At 65.6% G+C, this 16,976-nt stretch carries 17 protein-coding genes; 5 read left to right on the forward strand and 12 right to left on the reverse strand.

Annotation, left to right across the window (positions count from 1 at the left end; translation table 11 throughout):
• Nucleotides 1–4: 4 nt before the first annotated feature.
• Nucleotides 5–1,495, reverse strand: coding sequence for a serine hydrolase domain-containing protein (locus G4G27_RS15700; RefSeq protein ID WP_210275208.1), 1,491 nt, complete (start codon nucleotides 1,493–1,495; stop codon nucleotides 5–7).
• A gap of 56 nt (nucleotides 1,496–1,551) precedes the next feature.
• On the reverse strand, nucleotides 1,552–2,424 hold the full coding sequence (locus tag G4G27_RS15705; protein ID WP_244624363.1) for an alpha/beta hydrolase: 873 nt from the start codon (nucleotides 2,422–2,424) through the stop codon (nucleotides 1,552–1,554).
• Between the two features lie 201 nt (nucleotides 2,425–2,625).
• Here G4G27_RS15705 and G4G27_RS15710 point away from each other — a divergent pair, with 201 nt between their 5' ends.
• Nucleotides 2,626–3,516 carry an alpha/beta hydrolase gene (locus tag G4G27_RS15710; RefSeq protein WP_183109525.1) on the forward strand — a complete coding sequence of 297 codons (891 nt, stop codon included), beginning with the start codon at nucleotides 2,626–2,628 and terminating at the stop codon, nucleotides 3,514–3,516.
• 107 nt (nucleotides 3,517–3,623) lie between these two features.
• Here the strand turns inward: G4G27_RS15710 and G4G27_RS15715 are convergent, their stop codons facing one another.
• Nucleotides 3,624–4,955, reverse strand: coding sequence for an SGNH/GDSL hydrolase family protein (locus tag G4G27_RS15715; RefSeq protein ID WP_202049589.1), 1,332 nt, complete (start codon nucleotides 4,953–4,955; stop codon nucleotides 3,624–3,626).
• A gap of 98 nt (nucleotides 4,956–5,053) precedes the next feature.
• Here G4G27_RS15715 and G4G27_RS15720 point away from each other — a divergent pair, with 98 nt between their 5' ends.
• Nucleotides 5,054–5,959, forward strand: a complete 906-nt coding sequence (locus tag G4G27_RS15720; RefSeq protein ID WP_183109526.1) for a LysR family transcriptional regulator — start codon at nucleotides 5,054–5,056, stop codon at nucleotides 5,957–5,959.
• Nucleotides 5,960–6,126: 167 nt separating this feature from the next.
• On the opposite strand, the gene bla is transcribed toward G4G27_RS15720, so the two are convergent.
• The 3 genes from bla to G4G27_RS15735 form a co-directional block, all read right to left on the reverse strand.
• A complete protein-coding gene (bla, locus tag G4G27_RS15725) occupies nucleotides 6,127–6,993 on the reverse strand; it encodes a class A beta-lactamase (protein WP_202049590.1) in 867 nt (288 codons plus the stop codon).
• Between the two features lie 164 nt (nucleotides 6,994–7,157).
• Complete coding sequence (locus G4G27_RS15730) at nucleotides 7,158–7,499, reverse strand: hypothetical protein (RefSeq protein WP_183109527.1); 342 nt, start codon at nucleotides 7,497–7,499, stop codon at nucleotides 7,158–7,160.
• A gap of 11 nt (nucleotides 7,500–7,510) precedes the next feature.
• Entirely contained in the window at nucleotides 7,511–9,028 is a 1,518-nt protein-coding gene (locus G4G27_RS15735; protein ID WP_183113840.1) for a L,D-transpeptidase family protein, read from the reverse strand.
• Nucleotides 9,029–9,228: 200 nt separating this feature from the next.
• On the opposite strand from G4G27_RS15735, the gene G4G27_RS15740 reads away from it, so the two are divergent.
• Nucleotides 9,229–10,242, forward strand: a complete 1,014-nt coding sequence (locus tag G4G27_RS15740; RefSeq protein ID WP_183109528.1) for an aldo/keto reductase — start codon at nucleotides 9,229–9,231, stop codon at nucleotides 10,240–10,242.
• 79 nt (nucleotides 10,243–10,321) lie between these two features.
• Complete coding sequence (locus G4G27_RS15745; RefSeq protein WP_183109529.1) at nucleotides 10,322–11,209, forward strand: helix-turn-helix transcriptional regulator; 888 nt, start codon at nucleotides 10,322–10,324, stop codon at nucleotides 11,207–11,209.
• 15 nt (nucleotides 11,210–11,224) lie between these two features.
• On the opposite strand, the gene G4G27_RS15750 is transcribed toward G4G27_RS15745, so the two are convergent.
• Nucleotides 11,225–11,521, reverse strand: coding sequence for a hypothetical protein (locus G4G27_RS15750; RefSeq protein WP_183109530.1), 297 nt, complete (start codon nucleotides 11,519–11,521; stop codon nucleotides 11,225–11,227).
• A gap of 85 nt (nucleotides 11,522–11,606) precedes the next feature.
• Nucleotides 11,607–11,867, reverse strand: a complete 261-nt coding sequence (locus G4G27_RS15755; RefSeq protein ID WP_183113841.1) for a hypothetical protein — start codon at nucleotides 11,865–11,867, stop codon at nucleotides 11,607–11,609.
• 150 nt (nucleotides 11,868–12,017) lie between these two features.
• On the opposite strand from G4G27_RS15755, the gene G4G27_RS15760 reads away from it, so the two are divergent.
• A complete protein-coding gene (locus G4G27_RS15760; protein WP_183109531.1) occupies nucleotides 12,018–13,190 on the forward strand; it encodes an SGNH/GDSL hydrolase family protein in 1,173 nt (390 codons plus the stop codon).
• A 45-nt stretch (nucleotides 13,191–13,235) separates the two neighbouring features.
• On the opposite strand, the gene G4G27_RS15765 is transcribed toward G4G27_RS15760, so the two are convergent.
• The 4 genes from G4G27_RS15765 to G4G27_RS15780 all read right to left on the reverse strand — a co-directional run bounded on the left by G4G27_RS15765 (nucleotide 13,236) and on the right by G4G27_RS15780 (nucleotide 16,888).
• Nucleotides 13,236–14,012, reverse strand: a complete 777-nt coding sequence (locus G4G27_RS15765; protein WP_183109532.1) for a DUF899 domain-containing protein — start codon at nucleotides 14,010–14,012, stop codon at nucleotides 13,236–13,238.
• Between the two features lie 161 nt (nucleotides 14,013–14,173).
• On the reverse strand, nucleotides 14,174–14,902 hold the full coding sequence (locus tag G4G27_RS15770; RefSeq protein WP_183113842.1) for a hypothetical protein: 729 nt from the start codon (nucleotides 14,900–14,902) through the stop codon (nucleotides 14,174–14,176).
• 299 nt (nucleotides 14,903–15,201) lie between these two features.
• The gene (locus G4G27_RS15775) at nucleotides 15,202–15,504 is read right to left on the reverse strand and encodes a hypothetical protein (protein WP_183109533.1); all 303 of its coding nucleotides are present in this window, start codon (nucleotides 15,502–15,504) and stop codon (nucleotides 15,202–15,204) included.
• A 382-nt stretch (nucleotides 15,505–15,886) separates the two neighbouring features.
• Nucleotides 15,887–16,888, reverse strand: coding sequence for a sensor histidine kinase (locus G4G27_RS15780; RefSeq protein ID WP_244624364.1), 1,002 nt, complete (start codon nucleotides 16,886–16,888; stop codon nucleotides 15,887–15,889).
• Between the last annotated feature and the right edge of the window lie 88 nt (nucleotides 16,889–16,976).

Here is a 16,976-nt window from a genome sequence, read left to right on the forward strand (position 1 = left end):
CGGATCAAAGCGGGCCGATCCGGTCGCGCGGGTTGCTGAAGCGTATGAAGCGGCTGATCCGGCCGGCGGCATCGCGTTCGAACACGACTTCGTCGGATTCGCTGCCATCGTCGCGGATGACGCGGAAGCGGTCGCCGCCCTTGGGCTTGAGCAAGACCAGTTCGCCGGCCGGATTCTTCGACGGCAAGGTCAATGCGGCGAGGCCCCCGGCCCAGGGCAGGACGACGATCTCCGATCCCCAGGGCTCGGCGGAATAACGGCCGGCAAAGGCATCGAGTTCGTCGCGAATATCGCTGACCGGCGTTTTGAAGGCGAAACCCTTGCGCTTGTCGAGCAACGCGAAGATCGCCTCATCATAGGCGCCGGGCGTCTCCGCGCCGGTCATCATCGACGCGACTGCGGTTTCGCTCTCCGGCCGCATCAGAAGGTCCGAATGATAACCGGGGCAATCGCCGCCATGCCCGACATAAGTGCGATCGCCGCGCCGGCCAATCGCGAAGCCAAGCCCGCGCGTCGCCTTCCAGTCCGGGCTGGTAAACTGCACGCGCTGCATTTCGGACAGGGTCGATGGTTTGAGGATCTCGGTCGTTTCGCTGCGCAACAGGCGAAACTGCCAGGCGGCGAAGCGACCGAGATCCTCAACGGTCGAGGTAAAGCCGGCGGCCGGCGCCAGGCCGCGCGCATCGAACGGTTGCAGCAGCGCGCGTTCGCCCTTGCGATTGAGCGCGCCCCAACCCACCGCCAGCCGCGTGCCATAAAGCGTCATCGGCATGAACGGGCGCGTATCGCGCAGCGCGAGCGGGTCGAGGATATGGCTCTGCACGTAATCGGCATAGGGCTGGTGCGCGATCGCCTCGACGGTTTCGCCGACCAGCGTCAGGCCGAGATTGCTGTACTGATACCAGCGCGACGCGGGATAGAGCGGCGCTTGCCCGACGATTGTCGCACGCAATTGCGCCTGGGTCGGGAAGGGATGATCGGCCTGCGTCCAATAGGGAAAATCGGATTCGCGCGGCAAGCCGGCCGAATGGGTCAGCACGCCGCGCAGAGTCACCGGCATGCTGTCGCGCGCATCCGGCTTGAGCTTCGCCCAGGGGAGATAGTCGGTCAGCGGCGCGTCGAGCCGCACCTTGCCCGCCTCCCATTGCTGCATCAGCGCGATCGAGGTGAACAGTTTGGAGATCGAGCAGATCGAATAGATCGTCGTCGCCGTGGCCGGCACGGTGCGCGCGGCATCGATCGTCCCATAGCCCTTAGACCACACGACCGAGTCACCCTGGACGACCGCCACCGACAAGGCCGGAATCCGTTCATAGGCCTGCACCCCATCGAGCCAGACATCGATCAAACGCAACGCCTCGGCCTGCGCCGGATCGCGCACCGGGTCGCGCGCCGACGCGGCAGTTGAGATAGCTGTCTGAGCGACAAGCGGCTGCACCGCCACAGCCACGGAAAGCAAGACGGACGTCGCTCTGATCCAACGCATATGAGTCATTGCCCCCGCCACCACGATCCGACGCGATCATTGAAGCTTTTGCCGCCCGATGTCACTCAGCCGCCGGTCGCCGCCATGAAGATCAGCATATCCTCGCGCAGCCGCGTCGCATGGGTCAGCGGCAGGCCATGTGGCGCACCTTCATAGACGAGGAATTGCGCATCCGGGATCAGCACGGCGGTGCGCGCACCGGTCAAGGCGAGCGGCGCGGACATGTCGAGATCGCCGTGCACGACCAGCGTCGGCACATCGACCCGGCGCAGATCGTCGCGGAAATCGGTGATGAAATTGGCCTGGGCGAGTTGCACCGCGGCAAGCATCGAGGTGCCGAGCATCAGCCGTTGGGCCCACTCCCTGGTCTCGGGGATCGTATCGGCGACGAAGAAAGGATCGGTGTTGGCCGCGATCCAGGCCGGGAAATCCGATGCGAGCAGTTCGCCCGACGGTGCGGCCGCAACCGGGTCAATGCCATCGGGGTTGTCGTCGGCACGCATCAGGAACGGTGTGATCGCGCCGATCATGACGACGCGGTCGATTCCCCTGCCGCCATGCCGGGCGAAGTAGCGCGCAATCTCCCCGCACGCCATCGAATGGCCGACAACCGTCAGGCGGCGCAGGCCAAGCGCGCCGATCACGGCGGCGATATCATCGGCCAGCGTGTCGTGATCATAACCGAAACCGGGATCGGATGAGCGGCCATGGCCGCGCCGGTCGAACGCGATGCAGCGATATCCCCGCCCGACAAAAGCGACCATCTGCGGCCCCCAGAAATCCGACGGCAATGCCCAGCCGGACAGGAACAGGATCGGCTCCCCCGCGCCCCAGTCGCGCACCGCGAGCCGCGCGCCATCGTGCGTCTCGACGGTGTCGATCGGCGCGGAATGGAACACGCCGGGTGCCCGGTCGGCCAATGCAATTGCGGTGTTCATCTGTGTTCTCCTCGCTTGACCGGGACCTTTGACCACCGCGCCGATCCGGGGTCGATTACGTCCCAGGTAATGGGGAGCATTATCTTTCACGGGCGGCCTGCGATGCTGTCGGGTGACGGAGTTGATCGCTGTTTCCCGCCAGCACCCCTTGCCCCTGCCCAGCCCGCCTGCGATCCTGCGCCTCAAGCAGGAGAATGCGGCATGAAGATCCAGGCCAACGGAATCGAGATCGAATATGAGAGCTATGGCGCGGAGGATGCGCCGCCGGTGCTGCTGATCATGGGGCTTGGCGGGCAGCTCACCTTGTGGCCGATGCCGTTGATCGAGGGGCTGGTCGAGCGTGGTTATCGCGCGATCCGCTACGACAATCGCGATATCGGCCTGTCGCAGAAATTCGATGCGGCGGGCATGCCCGACCTGATGAAGGTCGCGGCCACGATGTTCGCCGGGCTCAAGCCGAACATTCCCTATACGCTCGACGATATGGCGGCGGACGCGGCCGGGCTGCTCGATGCACTGGATATTCCCGCCGCGCACATCATCGGCGCGTCGATGGGCGGCATGATCGCGCAGCTTTTCGCCGCCGCCTATCCCGATCGCACTTTGTCGCTCACCTCGATCATGTCGACCACCGGCAACCCGGCGGTGCCGCGATCGTCCGACGCGGCGACCGCGGTGCTGATGACGCGACCGGCGGGGACCGATCTGGAATCGATCCTCGACCATGGCGTCAAAAGTGCGAAGGTGATCGGCAGCCCCGGCTACCCGGCCGACGAGAAGCTGCTGCGCGCGCGGATCAAGCGCGATTACGAGCGCAGCCACCAACCCGCCGGCATCGCACGGCAGATGGCGGCGATCTATGCCGGCGGCGACCGGCGCTCGGCGATCGCCACCGTCTCCGCGCCGACCATGGTGATCCACGGCGTCGACGATCCACTGGTCCCGGTCGAGGGCGGCCGCGACACCGCCGCGTCGATCCCCGGCGCAAAGCTGCGCGAGATCCCGGGCATGGGCCATGACCTGCCGCTACCGCTGGTGCCGGTGATCCTCGACGCGTTCGAGGAAGTCGCGCGGGTGCCGGCGGCGGTTTAATCGCCTGCCCGGCTCAGCCGCGATCCCTGCCCGGCTCAGAGTCTGTTTGGAAATGCACCTGTGGGCGCATTTGGCGGTGCCAGCCCGCTCCCCACCCTGCCACCCATTCAGGATACGCTGTGGGTGGCCGGGTGGGGGAGCGGGCTGACACCGCCTTGAAATTCGCTCTTTCGCGAATTTCCAAACAGACTCTCAGCCGCAATCAAACTATCCAGGTCCACCGCACCGGCCATCGCCGCATTGCCCGCATCACCCGGATGGAGCCGGTCGCCGCTATCATAATCACGGCGCATCGTGCCCGGCGCGGCCGGGTCGTCGAGCAGCCGGTCGAAATCGACCACCGCATCGAAAGTCCCGCCGGTCCGGATCCAGTCATTGACCCGCCGGCGCAGCGCATCCTTCTCCGCACTATAATAGCGCGCGGAAAGCGGCGTGCCGGGTAACGCCCCGGCGAACGGCGTCAGGGTCGCGCCGATCACGCGCACGCCATTGGCATGCGCTCGCGCGACCAGCTGGCGATAGCCGGCGGACAGTCGCTCAAAGCTCATCGCCGGCTCGTTCGGGGCAAAGGGCGTGCCCGGCCAGGCGATATCGTTGATGCCGATAAGCACGATCAGGGTGCGCACCCCGGGCTGGGCGAATACGTCACGGTCGAGCCGCGCCAGCGCATTGACGCCCATCCCATCGCTCAGCAATCGTGCGCCGGAAATGCCGGCGTTGACCACCGCGATACCGCGCGGCGCGGCGCGCGCAGCGAGATAATCGGGCCAGCGCGTCTCCGCCTCCATCGTCGCGCCGGCGCCGTCGGTGATCGAATCGCCAAGGACGACCACCGTGCCGCGCACATTGTCTGCCTCGACCAGCACATCCGACACGAACAGGCGCAACCGGGTGATCTCCGGCGCGGCAAACGCTGTGGCCGCGAGATGCTCGCCGCTTTGGATATAGCCGCTGCGCCGCCCCTCCCAATGGAAGGACTCGACCGGCGTCGTATCCGGCAGATAGGCGGTGATCGCGAGATCCTCCGCCGCCGCGACGCTCATCGCGACGGGATCGCTGAGCAACGACGCGCCGGGCAGCAGCACCGCTTCGCGCGCGCCGCCAAAGCGCAGCGCCTGGCCGCTGTCGGGTCGGATCGCTGAGCCGCCGGCCGAGCGCGCGAGATGCACCGCGCCGATCCTCACCGGCGAACGGCCAAAGGCGTTGGAGAAGCGGACGCGAACAGCGGTGCCGCCGATGCCGATCCGTACGACCTGACGCACGCTACGCTTCTCCAATGATTTGGGAAGATCGGCAGGGAGCAGGAAATCGCCGCCCCAGACGGGCTGCGGACTCGCCGTCCAGGCGGGTACCCAGTCGGCGGCCCAGTCGGCGGCAGCGGCCGGGCCGGCGAGCGCCATGAACAGCATGGCGATAGCGGCAGCGAGGGATCGGATCATCGGATGACTCCACATATCTTGAGCAACCCAAGATGGACCCTGCCCGACCGATGAAGTAGGCGTCCAATAGGCATATCATTAGTGAACCGAAGGAACAAATGGCTCGCCCCAATATCAACCGCGCCGGCGAGATGGAGATGTTCGTGCGCGTGGTCGAGCTTGGCGGCTTTTCCGCCGCCGCGTCTGCGATGGGCGTGACGCCATCCGCGGTAAGCAAGCTCGTTTCGCGGCTCGAGGCGCGGCTTGGCGTGCGCCTTGCGCATCGCTCGACGCGGCGGCTGGTGCTGACGCCCGAGGGCCAGGACTATCACCAACGAGCGCTGCGCATCCTCACCGATCTCGACGAGGCGGAGCGCAATGCGGGCGCGGGCGAGCAACTCGCCGGCCGGCTGCGCGTGAGCAGCAGCGCCTCCTATGTCGCGCATGTCCTGGCGCCGATCCTGCCCGATTTTCTCCATGCCTATCCCGACATCATGATCGAGATCGTGCAGACCGACACGGTGATCGACCTGCTCGCCGAGCGCACCGATATCGCGGTCCGCGCCGGGCCGATGCCGAGTTCGCGCCTGATGGCGCGCAAACTCGGCCAGACGCGGATGATGATCGTCGCCACGCCCGCATGGATCGCGCGCCACGGTATGCCGGCGACGCCAGCCGAATTGCTCGGCCATGACCGGATCGGCTTCGCTTATGCGCGCGCAACCAATGGCTGGCCGGTGGTCGAGCACGGGCGCGAAACGCTGCTGTCGGTCACGGATCGTGTGCAGGTCAGCGACGGGGAAGGCATCAGGCGACTCGCGCTGGCGGGTGTCGGCGTCGCGCGGCTGGCGACATTCACGATCGGCGAGGATCTCGCGGCGGGCCGTCTGGTGCCGCTGCTCGAAAACCATAATCCCGGCGATATCGAGACATTCCATGCCGTGTTTCTCGGTCAGTCGGGGCAGTTACCGGCCCGCGCGCGCGTTTTCCTCGACTTTCTCGCCGAACGCGGCCGCGTCGCCTGACGGCATTGCTCAGAGCTTGTTTGGAAATTCGCGAAAGAGCGAATTTCGAGGCGGTGCCGGCCCGCTCCCCCACCCGGCCACCCACAGCCTATCCTGAATGGGTGGCCGGGTGGGGGAGCGGGCCGGCACCGCCAAATGCGCCCATTGGCGCATTTCCAAACAGACTCTCAGACCGCCGCCGCGATAAGTTTGCCGAGTTCGGCATGGATCGCATTGGTCTGCGCCATCGGCAGCGGGCTACCGGCGATATAGATCGACACCAGCAAAGGCCGGCGCCGCGGCGGCCAGAGCAATGCGACGTCATTGTCGCTGCCATTGCCCGCGCCGGTCTTCTCCGCGACCGCCCAACTCGCCGGCAGCCCGGCCTTCATCCGCGCGGCGCCGGTCGTGCTGGCCAACAGCCAGGCGACCAGTTGCTCGCGTGAGGCCGGGGCGAGCGCGCGGCCGAGCGTCAACCGGTCGAGCAAACCGAGCATCGCCAGCGGCGTGGTCGTATCGCGCGGATCGCCGGGCCTGGCTTCGTTGAGAGCAGGTTCGTTGCGGTCGAGCCGTGACGCGGCGTCGCCCAGACCGCGCATGAAACGCGTCAGGCCGGCCGGGCCGCCGACCACCGGCAGCAGCAAATTGGCGGCTGTATTGTCGCCCAGCCCGACCGTCGCGGCACAGAGTTCGGTGATCGAGGCGTCGGACCCGATGCGCGCGCTGCACAGGGGCGAGGGCTGGACGATATCGGCGGCGGTCACCGCAATGCGGCGATCGAGCCGCTCGCGGCCTTGCTCGACCCGTTTTAGGATCGCAGCCGCCAGCACGAACTTGAACGTGCTGCACATCGCGAAACGCTCATCACCGCGCCAGGCAAAGCGCGCGCCGGTGCCGGTGTTGAGGATCGCTACGCCGAGCCGGCCACGCGTCGCGGCATCAAGTGCGGTGACGCTCGCCTTGAATCGCTCGCCGCCGAAATTCCGGTCCGTCGCCAGTGCGGGTGCACCGATCAGCGCGCACCCCGTGCCGACCAGAAATGCCCGCCGTTGCAATCGACCTCTCCCGTCAGCCAGTGGCGAGAGATAGCCCCGAGGCGGCATCATCGCAAAGCCGCGATCGGTCCAACGTCACCGCACCGGGGGCGAGCGTTGCTCTATCGACCAGTCCGTGACGGGCGGAGCGGTGCCTTGGCGGCGAACCGTCACCGCTCCGGTCGTCACTGCGGCTGCGGTGTAGCCGGCGCCGGGTCCGCCGCCTGTTCGCCGCGCGCCGAGCGCGAGGTCATGCCGGTCGCCGACGCATCGTCCATCATCTGCTCGTCCGGCGGGGTGGCCGGCTCCGTTGCCGGTGCCTCGGCCGTCGCGTTGCGATCGATCGTCGACGTCGCTTCGTTCAGCGGCGGCACGTCGCTCGGGATCGGGGCCGGCTCGTTCAGTGCCGGCGTATCGATATTCACGGCCGGCGGCGCTTCAGGCGCCGATTTCGAACAGGCCGCCAGCCCCATCACCAGCAGCGCGGCGGTGGCGGCGAAAAGCAGGCGGTTAGCTTTGGTCGTCATTCTCTTGTCCTTCAGCGTGAAGCGAGTGCCTGCTTCGCCGATCGTGCTTCGATCTTGCTCGCGAGCGTCCCGTCCCACCGATACGGATCGTCGCGGAAACTGACCAGCCCGTTCGTGTTGGCGAATGCGGTCCAGTAAAGCAGATAGACCGCCACCGGCGCGGCGATCTTGGCGCGCACCGTCTTGCCAGCGTCGACCGTCGAATCGATCGTCGCGGCCGGCCATTCCGGCGTCGAGCGCATCAGCAGCTTGGCCAGGTCGGCGGGCTTTTCGAGCCGGACGCAGCCATGGCTCGCCAGCCGGTCGAACCGCGCAAAGCCGGCCTGGGCCGGCGTGTCGTGCAGATAGACCGCAAACGCATTGTTGAAATCGAACTTGAACTTGCCCAGCGCGCTGTGCTCGGACGATTGCTGCAGCCTTTTGCCGCCATCGCCAGTGTCGATGATGCGGAAACCATTGCGCTTGAGGTAACCCGGCTTGGCCTTTTCCTTGGGCCAGAGCTCGCGATTGGCGATCGTCGAGGGCACGTTCCAGGGCGGGTTGAACACGATGCTGTGGATTTGCGATACCAGCATCGGCGTCTCGTCGCCGGGCCGGCCGGTCACCGCCTTCATCGACATGACCGGCGCGTCACCATCGAACACGGTGAGCACCGCGGCGGCGATATTGACTTGCACGCGGTCCTTTTCGAGCTGCTCGGGCAGCCAGCGCCAGCGCTCCATATTGGCCATGATCTGACGCACGCGCGCCTCGACCGGCACATTCAGCGCGGCGATCGTCTGCGCGCCCGCCAGCCCGGCGGGGTTGAGTCCATAGCGGCGCTGCGCGCGCTTGACCGCATCCTCCAGCCCGGCATCGAACTTGATCCCGGCAGCGTCGAGCGACGGATCCTCCAGTGCGAGCCTCTTGCGCAGCGCCAGCACCCGGTCGCCGGACGACCCGAGCTTCAGCTCCGCGCCGGTGGTGAGCGCGGTCCAGCCCCCGGTCGCGGCAATCGCACGATAACGGGCAAGACCGGTGACCAGCGCGTCATACCCGGCATAGGGCGGCGGCAGCGAGGCGATCCACGCGGCCAGCCGGTCGCGCTTCAGCGCATCGACAAAGCCCGGCAGCGGATCATAGGCTTGCGGCCTGATCCCCCATTCGCGCTGGAAATCGGCGACGTCGAGCCGCCCGACATGCACCGCCTTGGCATGATCGAGCGCGAGCCCGACCAGCGCATCGCGAGTCGCGGTTGCCGGGCGCGGCGTCGGATCCTCGCGCAGCCCTTGCGCCACCGCGTCCTTGTCGATCAGCGTGGCGAGTTGCGCCGCTTGCGTATCGGTCAGTTCGGGCAGCATGACAGGGGATCTCGCCGGGACGGTCTGGGTCGGCACCACCGGCGGCGGCACGACCTGTTGCGCCCCCACCTGCCGAGCACCCGCCTGCTGAGCGGCCACCGGCGTCGTCAGCATCGACGCGGCGAGCGCCGCGCCCAACACACGCGCGCCAATCCGGGAGAGTCGGGCAGATCGCTGATCATAAAGCATATTCATTCCGACCCTCTGCCAAGCATCGCTCCATATAGAAAGCCCATACTACTCCAGCATGAACAGAAAGAGACGGGGATAATTGCGATTATCCGCGATCCGCCGGGCGGACCGTCGGACCGGACTCCCGACTGGACTAGCTGGGCGGTTTCGGGGCAATGCCGGCCGACAAGCCAGACCATAAAGGTTATCTCGCCACCATGTCCCTGCCCACCCGCCAGATCGGCCCGTTCACCGTCTCCGCCATCGGCCTGGGCTGCATGAACCTCAACCACGCTTATGCGACGCCGCCGTCCGAAGCCGAGGGCACCGCGTTGCTCAACCGCGCGCTCGACCTGGGCGTGACGCTGATCGACACCGCCGCGCTTTATGGCCTGGGCGCCAATGAACGGCTGATCGGCAAGGCAATCCTGCACCGCCGCGCCGAATTCACGCTGTCGAGCAAATGCGTGCTCGACATGGTCGATGGCAAACGCGCGCTCGACGGATCGCCCGCGGCGATCGCGCGTACCGTGGAGGGCTCGCTCGGCCGGCTCGGCACCGACCATATCGACATGGTTTATCTCCACCGCCTTGATCAGCGCGTGGCCGTAGAGGAGTCGGTCGGCGCGCTGGTGCGATTGAAGGAAGCGGGCAAGATCGGCGCGATCGGCCTGTCGGAAATGTCCGCCGCGACGATCCGGCGCGCCCATGCCGTTCACCCGATCGCCGCGGTGCAATCGGAATATTCGCCGGCGGTCCGCAACCCGGAGATCGCCGTGCTTCAGGCATGCCGCGAACTGGGCATCGGTTTTATCGCCTTTTCACCCGTGGCACGCGGCCTGCTCGCCGGCGCGGTGCGCAGCGCGGATTATGCGCAGCACGACATCCGCGCCACCATGCCACGGTTTATCGAACCCAATCTGTCGCATAATCTCGCCATCGTCGACGCCTTTGACGCGCTCGCGGCGGACGCCGGTTGCACCCCGGCACAGCTTTCGCTGGGCTGGGTCCTGTCACGCGGCGACCATATCGTGCCGATCCCCGGCACCGCCTCGATCGCTCATCTCGAGGAGGATATCGCGACGCTCGGCATCTCGCTCGACCAGGCCGTGCTGGCGCAGGTCGATACGCTGTTCGAGACACGACCGATCCGCGGCGCGCGCTATACCGCGGCAATGCAGGCACAGATCGACACCGAGACTTTCGCCGGCGAGGATTTTGCCAGACCCTAATGCGCGGCCGATGCACCGGAATGCAACGGGTTGCATTCCACCGGGCGACTGGCCAAACTCCTTTTAAAAGGGGTCGCGCATGTCAAACAGCTTCGGAGAGCGCCTCACTCTGGCGCTGAAGGCCTTGTCGATGAGCCGTGGACGGCTCGCGGTCGAGTTGCAGGTCGACAAGTCGCTGGTCGGGCGCTGGGCCTCCGGCGCCGTCCGCCCCGCATCGCATAATCTGGAGCGCCTGACTCACCTCCTCGCCGAAAAGCACCCGGGCCTGACGTTGCTCGACTGGGAGCGCGAGCCGGCCGATTTCGCCGCTTTTTTCGGCGTCGACCCGGTCAGCGTCGCACCGCCGCGTCAGACCGGCATTACGCTGCCGGGCGAAACCCTCGACGCCGCGCACGCCTCGACCAGCCAGCGCGGCGAGGCCTATGAAGGGTTCTGGCGCGCAACCCATCCCGCGGTCATCGCACCCGGCCGCTTCTTCCACGAACACGGCATGATCCGGCGCGGCGATGCCGGCCTGTTGCAATTCGACCTGGGTGGCCCGGACGTCCGTTATGTCGGATCGATCCTGCCGATCGAAGGACAGGTCTTCGTCATCGCCACCGACACCGTCCGGCACCTGCCCTGCTTCATGATCTTCAATATCGTCACCATGCCGAAGATCATCCTGATGGACGGCATCCTGCTGACCGCCGGCAACGCAATGCGCAATCCGTCGGCCTATCCGATTGTCATGGAGCGGATCGGCGATCTGTCTGGCGACCCGGAAACCGACGACGCGCACGCCGCATCACTGATGGCCCGGCCGCAATTCGTCCAGGACGACGCGCTTGTTTCCCCGGCGATGCGCAATCACCTGATCCGGGATTTCGGACCGGATGCGGCAAAGGGCGGTGGGGAGCTGCTGCTTACGGCGACTGGAACACCGGATCTGGCCAAGGTCGTCGCGGCGCTCAACTATCCAGGTTGAGGGGGGACCGACCATTCATTCGGTGACGTTGCGCCTGATCCATTGCGGGTGGCCGTCCGGCGTCAGTTCGATATCGGGAACGCCGACGGGGTCGCCGCCGGTTTCCACCCAGCCCGCGCCAAGGCAATGGCCACAGGTCGCGCGTTTGCAGCGAAAGCTGACCAGGTCGATCTCGGTATTCCACTGCCCATGCCCCTTGCACACCGGGCATCTTGCATCGAGCGTACCGTTGCGCGGCTGAAGCGGAACGATGTCGAACGCATGCGGGCTGTCGGGGCCGCTGCATTCAACGACATCACTGGCGTGCGGCATCGCATCTCCCTTTCAAGCCAGCTGTAACGTGCGGCGCCCGTGTCGGTTTCGGATTCCGGCGGCACCGATATGCCGGCCAGCCGATCTATCCTGACGACCCGACCAGCTCCACGATCTCGAAAGCATAGCTCTTCCATCCGCGCATGCCGGCGGCCTCGCTCGCCGCCGCCTTCTTTTTCCGGGCTTCGGCAAGCGATTTGGTATGCCCCCAGAACACTTCCGTCTTGTCGTTGCCAAGCTGCGCGACGATCCGCCAATAATGGGTGAACGCCACCGATGTCGGGCCGATCGTCTTGGTATAACCATCGGGCAAGGTCGCCGTCAGATATTGCCGCTTCTTCGCCACGTGTGTGATCTGGCCCTTCAGTCGGTCGGGCCGACGATGATATCGCACCTCCCATAGCCGCGGGATGAGGCCGATGCGACAGCGATCGCCTTCGTCATCGGTGCTTGGCGCGGCTGACGCGGTGCACCGATGGTGGTAGCGAGCGCGGACATGACCGAGCCAGACCTGGTTGACGTACCGATCACCCCGCAAATCGTGCGCGGCGCGCTCGAACTCGAACGCACCGCGCAGGGGCTGCTCCCGCACCGCCTTCCGGCGTGGGCGCGCGCGCAATGTCCCGACGCTCAACTGGCCATGGCGGAAGCGCAGCCATCCGGGGTCAGGCTGGCCTTTCACACCACTGCAACCATCATCGAGCTCGACACGCTGGCCACCAGGCGAGTCTATGTCGGGGCGCCGCGCCGGCCGGATGGCGTGTATGACTTGCTGATCGACGGCCGCCTGGCCGCACAGGCAAGCGCCGGCGGCGGCAAGGTCCTGACCATCGACATGTCGACCGGCTCCGTCCGTACCGATGCCGGGCCGGCCAGCACCTTGCGCTTCGCCGATTTGCCCGGCGGGCCCAAGCATATCGAGATCTGGCTACCGCATAACGAGACCACCGAAATCGTCGCACTGCGCGCCAACGCAGCCGTGACCCCCGCCGTCGCGTCGGGCCGCCGCGCCTGGCTGCATCATGGCAGCTCGATCAGCCAGGGGTCCGACGCGGCCAGCCCGACCGGCATCTGGCCCACGATCGCCGCGTTGCGCGCCGGCGTCGAACTGACCAATCTTGGGCTGGGCGGCAACGCGCTGCTCGATCCGTTCATTGCGCGTATCATGCGCGATACGCCCGCCGAGCTCATCAGCCTCAAGCTCGGCATCAACCTGGTCAATACCGACCTGATGCGGCTGCGCGCTTTTGCGCCCGCCGTCCACGGCTTGCTCGACACGATCCGCGACGGGCATCCCGACACGCCGCTGCTGATCGTATCGCCGATCCTGTGCCCGATCCACGAGGACACGCCCGGTCCAAGCGCCTTCGATATGACCGCCCTGGCGGACGGACGGCTGCGCTTTTACGCGGCGGGCGACCCCACCGAACGTGCCGCCGGGAAACTGACGCTCAACATCATCCGCGACACGCTGGAGCGGATCGTGGACCAACGCGCGAAGCGCGACCCGGCGATCCATTATCTCGACGGCCGCAAACTCTACGGCGCGCATGATTGCGCCGAACGCCCCTTGCCGGACGAACTCCATCCGGATGCCGCCACTCACCGGCGCATCGGCGAGCGTTTCGCCGATCTTGCTTATGGTGAGAGCGGCCCGTTCAGCAACTGACCGGTCGCCCTCGGATGCGTCGGGGCGGAGATGATCGCCCGGCGCTCACTGCTCCCGAAACGCCGCTTCGCCCGCGTCCGACACTGCGATCCATTCCGGATCGGGCGCGGCGCCGGGAACATAGCTGTCGTGCCAGTTCCACCATTTATACGGCTTGCTTTGCGGATACCCGTCGGGCGACTCCTCCCAAAGCTCCTGGCGCCCAAGCGCGGTCATGTCGAGATAGCTCCAGGTAGTGCCCATCGCCTCGTCGCCGCGACTGTTGATCAGATAGGTGCGGAAGATCCGCTCGCCGTCGCGGATAAAGGCATTATGGCCATGCCATTCATCGACCCCGAAATCTTTGTCGAAGCTGTCGGTGAGTGTATACCAGGGCATGTCCCAGCCCATCTGCGCCCTTAGTCGCGCGATATCGGCCTGCGGCGCGCGCGACGCATAGACGAGAGTTGTGTCGCGGGCGTTGAGATGCGCGAGATGCGCGACCTGATCGGCCCCGAACGAACAACCGATACAGCCATGGTCCGGCCAGCCATGCACGCCGGGTTCGAAAAAGGCGCGATAGACGATCAGCTGGCGACGCCCCGCGAACAGGTCGAGCAGGCTCACCGTGCCCTCCGGCCCTTCGAACGCATAGCTCTTGTCCACCGCGACCCATGGCATCCGGCGCCGCTCGGCGGCCAGCGCATCACGTGCGCGGAGCATCGCCTTTTCCTTCACCAGCATTTGCTTCCACGCGGCCTGCCACTCCTCGGGCGACACGATCGGTGGCGTGTGCATCGCGGGTTGCCCGCCCTGTCGTCCATTCTCTGTCGATATCGTCATGGCTTTGACACTCCTGCTTTGGCGACGCCCTTCGCGCGATTTCCGACGCACGATGGCTACGCATCGCCCGTTCCTGATCGTGCGGCCGGTTTGGCACCGGAAACCAAAGGCAGGGAGTGACAAGTGTGTCGGGATTCCGACAGGATTATCAGGGGAGAGTATCAGAGGGTGGGGGCGCTCGCCAAATCCTGAACCCGCAAGCGGGGGAAAACCTCCTCGATCGGTTTGGTGTCGGGCAACACATAAACATATCCGCCCTTCTTCTGGAAAAGCGGACTCAGGCTCTTGCCGTAAAAGACCTTGGGCACATTGATGCACCCGAATGTTATGCGGTTGTCGTCGGCGGCCGGTGACAGCATCCGCTCGCGACGGCGCTCCTTCTTCTTGGCTCCGGGCGGGATCGGGTGAAGCGCCACGGACGTGGCATAATCGACCCAAAGCACCTTTTGCTTGCCCGCCGCCAATCCGAATTTCGCCAGGAAACGTCCTGCGGGCGTCGTCTTTTCCGCCGGGCCGATCTCGGCAAGATTTTTGCTGCCGATGCCGGGGGACGCGTCGTCGCCGACGGCAACACCGATCAACACCGGAACCTTGGCGAGCATCTTGCCCTTCGCGTTGAACAGAACGAGCGACGCGGCATTCTTGTCGATAATGGCATAGGGCAGCGAACCATTATCCCGTGAAGTGGCGACCCACTCGGCAACGCGTATCGTCGCCGGCGATGGGCTTTCCTCAACCGCAGCTTCCGGATTTGCCGGCGCCGGCTTCGATGCCGGCGGGTGGGCGTTCTTTGCCGCTCGAGCGGGCTTGGGCTTCGTCGCCCGTGCGGGCTTGGGCTTCCCCGCCTGCGCGGGTGCGGGCTTTGCCGCCTGTGCGGGTTTGGGCTTCACCGCCCGTGCAGGTGCGGGCTTCGCCGCTTGTTGGGGTACAGGAGCCGCCTGTGCAGGCACCGGAGCCGTCAGCGCAAGACCAGCGAGCGCCAGAAGGACATTGATCATCGCTTGAGGCGCCTGAAATGAAACGACGACAGAAAAGGGGCGTCGCCCTGTCGACAGGGCGACGCCGGACATACCGACCGATCGGCGTTCAGGCCAATCAGCCCTTCACGCCCGTCAGTATTTGCTGCCCAAAAAGTCTGTTTGGAAATTCGCGAAAGAGCGAATTTCAAGGCGGTGCCGGCCCAAAGGCATTAGTTGCGTGGTCGCTTCTGCTGATTCTGCACCATCCGCTGCTCGATGCCATCCACGCGGCCATTGAGCTGCTCAATGCGCTGACCATTATTCGCCGCCTGGCCTGATGCGGCCTGCGCTTCTGCCAATGCCGACTTCGCCGTACTGTCCGTCTGTCCCAAGCGGGTCTCAAGCGCATCGACGCGCTGGCTGACAGGGGCGATCTGCTCTCTCACAAATCCCTTGGTGGCACAGCCGCTCAGGCCCACCGCACCAACCAAAATCACAGTCACAGGAGCAAATTTCGTTACAAACGCCAACATCACATTCTTCCAATGGTTAACGAACCGTTACAACCCAAGCCGAGTGTTTGGGTTCCAACAATTTGATTCTGTCCGGCTGTGCATCCGCTCGGATGAGTCGATGATCTTGACCAGCAATATCGAAAAACGCGCCCTTGCCGCCTGCCGCGATGCGGACAGGATCGGGAATTGCCGGGCCTAATCGTGCCGCCGGCCCCCCGTCGGCTTTGGCGCATTACCAGCCCCCAAGCCGTCACCCCGGACTGGTTCCGGGGTCCACCGCGCCACACGCTCTGCGCTTCGAGGCACTTGCTGTCGAAAGCCGCCTGGTGGACCCGGCACAAGGCCGGGGTGACGTATAGGGTGAGGAAAGCACATACCTACGGCTGAGCGTCGATTGACCCTACGACGCGAGGCGGCTGCGGTTCAGGTGGAGCGTCACGATCAACCCGCCTTCGGACCAGTCATGATCGATCGATCCGCCGAGCTGACCGGAAATGCTGCGCTTGACCAACTGGCTGCCAAAGCCGGCCGCCTTGTCCGGCGCCTCGACGGTCGGGCCGCCCCGCTCCACCCAGGTCAGGCTGATAATGTCCTCGTCCGTCGCGCTGGACACGTCGAGCGTTCCCGTTTGTTCGGACAGGGCGCCGTATTTCATCGAGTTGGTCGCGAGTTCATGAATGACCAGCGCAAGGCTGGTTGCCGCTTTCTCGCCCACGCCCATGCGCTCGACCGCGACCCGAATGCGTCCGCTAAAGGCGCCCATATCGTCATACGGGGCAAGCAGTACCGAGAACAGATCGCCGAGGAGAGCCGCGCCGCCCTGGCTGTTCGGCAACGGGCGCACCAGGTCATGTGCGCGGCCAAGTGCGGTCAGGCGCTCGGTCAGGTCGCGCGCCATATCTTCCTTGCTGGCCGCCGATCGTGACGTGATCGCTGTCAAACCCGAGGCGATGGCAAGCAGGTTCTTGACGCGGTGGCTCATCTCTCCTGCAAGAAGCTCATGACCTTCCTCCGCCTGTTTGCGGCCGGTCACGTCGAGGAAGATGCCGAACATGGTTCGCCCGACGATCCCGACGTCTTCCCCTTGCCCCCGCGCCGCGATCCAGCGAATTTCTTCGCCGATCAGAATGCGGAAATCGGTTTCGTAGGAACCGAGAACGGCCCGCGTCGCGGCGAACGCCGCCCGGACGCGGTCCCGATCCGCGGGATGAATATGCGCGGACAATTGCTCGAACGTGACAGCATCGCGCCACGGCAAGCCCCATAACTCGAAGCCGCGCTCATCCATCGTGAACAGATCGGAATCGACATTCCACGCCCACAGCGCGACCCCGGCCGCCGTCACGGCGAGGTGGAGATGCTCCGGCCGCCAGGCATGGGGCTTTGCCCCTTCTGAATTCACGGAATTGTCCTTGCTGACGGTAAAGCGCCACCCTGCATAGGAACTGCCCTGCCATCCGGCAAACGATTGACGGGCTCAGGCTGCTGAT

It is taken from the genome of Sphingomonas sp. So64.6b, from assembly GCF_014171475.1.
In the GTDB taxonomy this organism is placed as follows: domain Bacteria; phylum Pseudomonadota; class Alphaproteobacteria; order Sphingomonadales; family Sphingomonadaceae; genus Sphingomonas; species Sphingomonas alpina_A.

Excerpts from the sequence above, each read along its gene's own strand:
- G4G27_RS15735 (WP_183113840.1), bottom strand. The coding sequence starts at position 9,028 with ATGCTTTATGATCAGCGATCTGCCCGACTCTCCCGGATTGGCGCGCGT.
- G4G27_RS15710 (WP_183109525.1), top strand. The coding sequence starts at position 2,626 with ATGAAGATCCAGGCCAACGGAATCGAGATCGAATATGAGAGCTATGGC.
- G4G27_RS15740 (WP_183109528.1), top strand. The coding sequence starts at position 9,229 with ATGTCCCTGCCCACCCGCCAGATCGGCCCGTTCACCGTCTCCGCCATC.
- G4G27_RS15760 (WP_183109531.1), top strand. The coding sequence starts at position 12,018 with ATGACCGAGCCAGACCTGGTTGACGTACCGATCACCCCGCAAATCGTG.
- G4G27_RS15700 (WP_210275208.1), bottom strand. The coding sequence starts at position 1,495 with ATGACTCATATGCGTTGGATCAGAGCGACGTCCGTCTTGCTTTCCGTG.
- G4G27_RS15720 (WP_183109526.1), top strand. The coding sequence starts at position 5,054 with ATGGCTCGCCCCAATATCAACCGCGCCGGCGAGATGGAGATGTTCGTG.
- G4G27_RS15765 (WP_183109532.1), bottom strand. The coding sequence starts at position 14,012 with ATGACGATATCGACAGAGAATGGACGACAGGGCGGGCAACCCGCGATG.
- G4G27_RS15705 (WP_244624363.1), bottom strand. The coding sequence starts at position 2,424 with ATGAACACCGCAATTGCATTGGCCGACCGGGCACCCGGCGTGTTCCAT.
- G4G27_RS15775 (WP_183109533.1), bottom strand. The coding sequence starts at position 15,504 with ATGTTGGCGTTTGTAACGAAATTTGCTCCTGTGACTGTGATTTTGGTT.
- G4G27_RS15745 (WP_183109529.1), top strand. The coding sequence starts at position 10,322 with ATGTCAAACAGCTTCGGAGAGCGCCTCACTCTGGCGCTGAAGGCCTTG.
- G4G27_RS15715 (WP_202049589.1), bottom strand. The coding sequence starts at position 4,955 with ATGATCCGATCCCTCGCTGCCGCTATCGCCATGCTGTTCATGGCGCTC.
- G4G27_RS15730 (WP_183109527.1), bottom strand. The coding sequence starts at position 7,499 with ATGACGACCAAAGCTAACCGCCTGCTTTTCGCCGCCACCGCCGCGCTG.
- G4G27_RS15750 (WP_183109530.1), bottom strand. The coding sequence starts at position 11,521 with ATGCCGCACGCCAGTGATGTCGTTGAATGCAGCGGCCCCGACAGCCCG.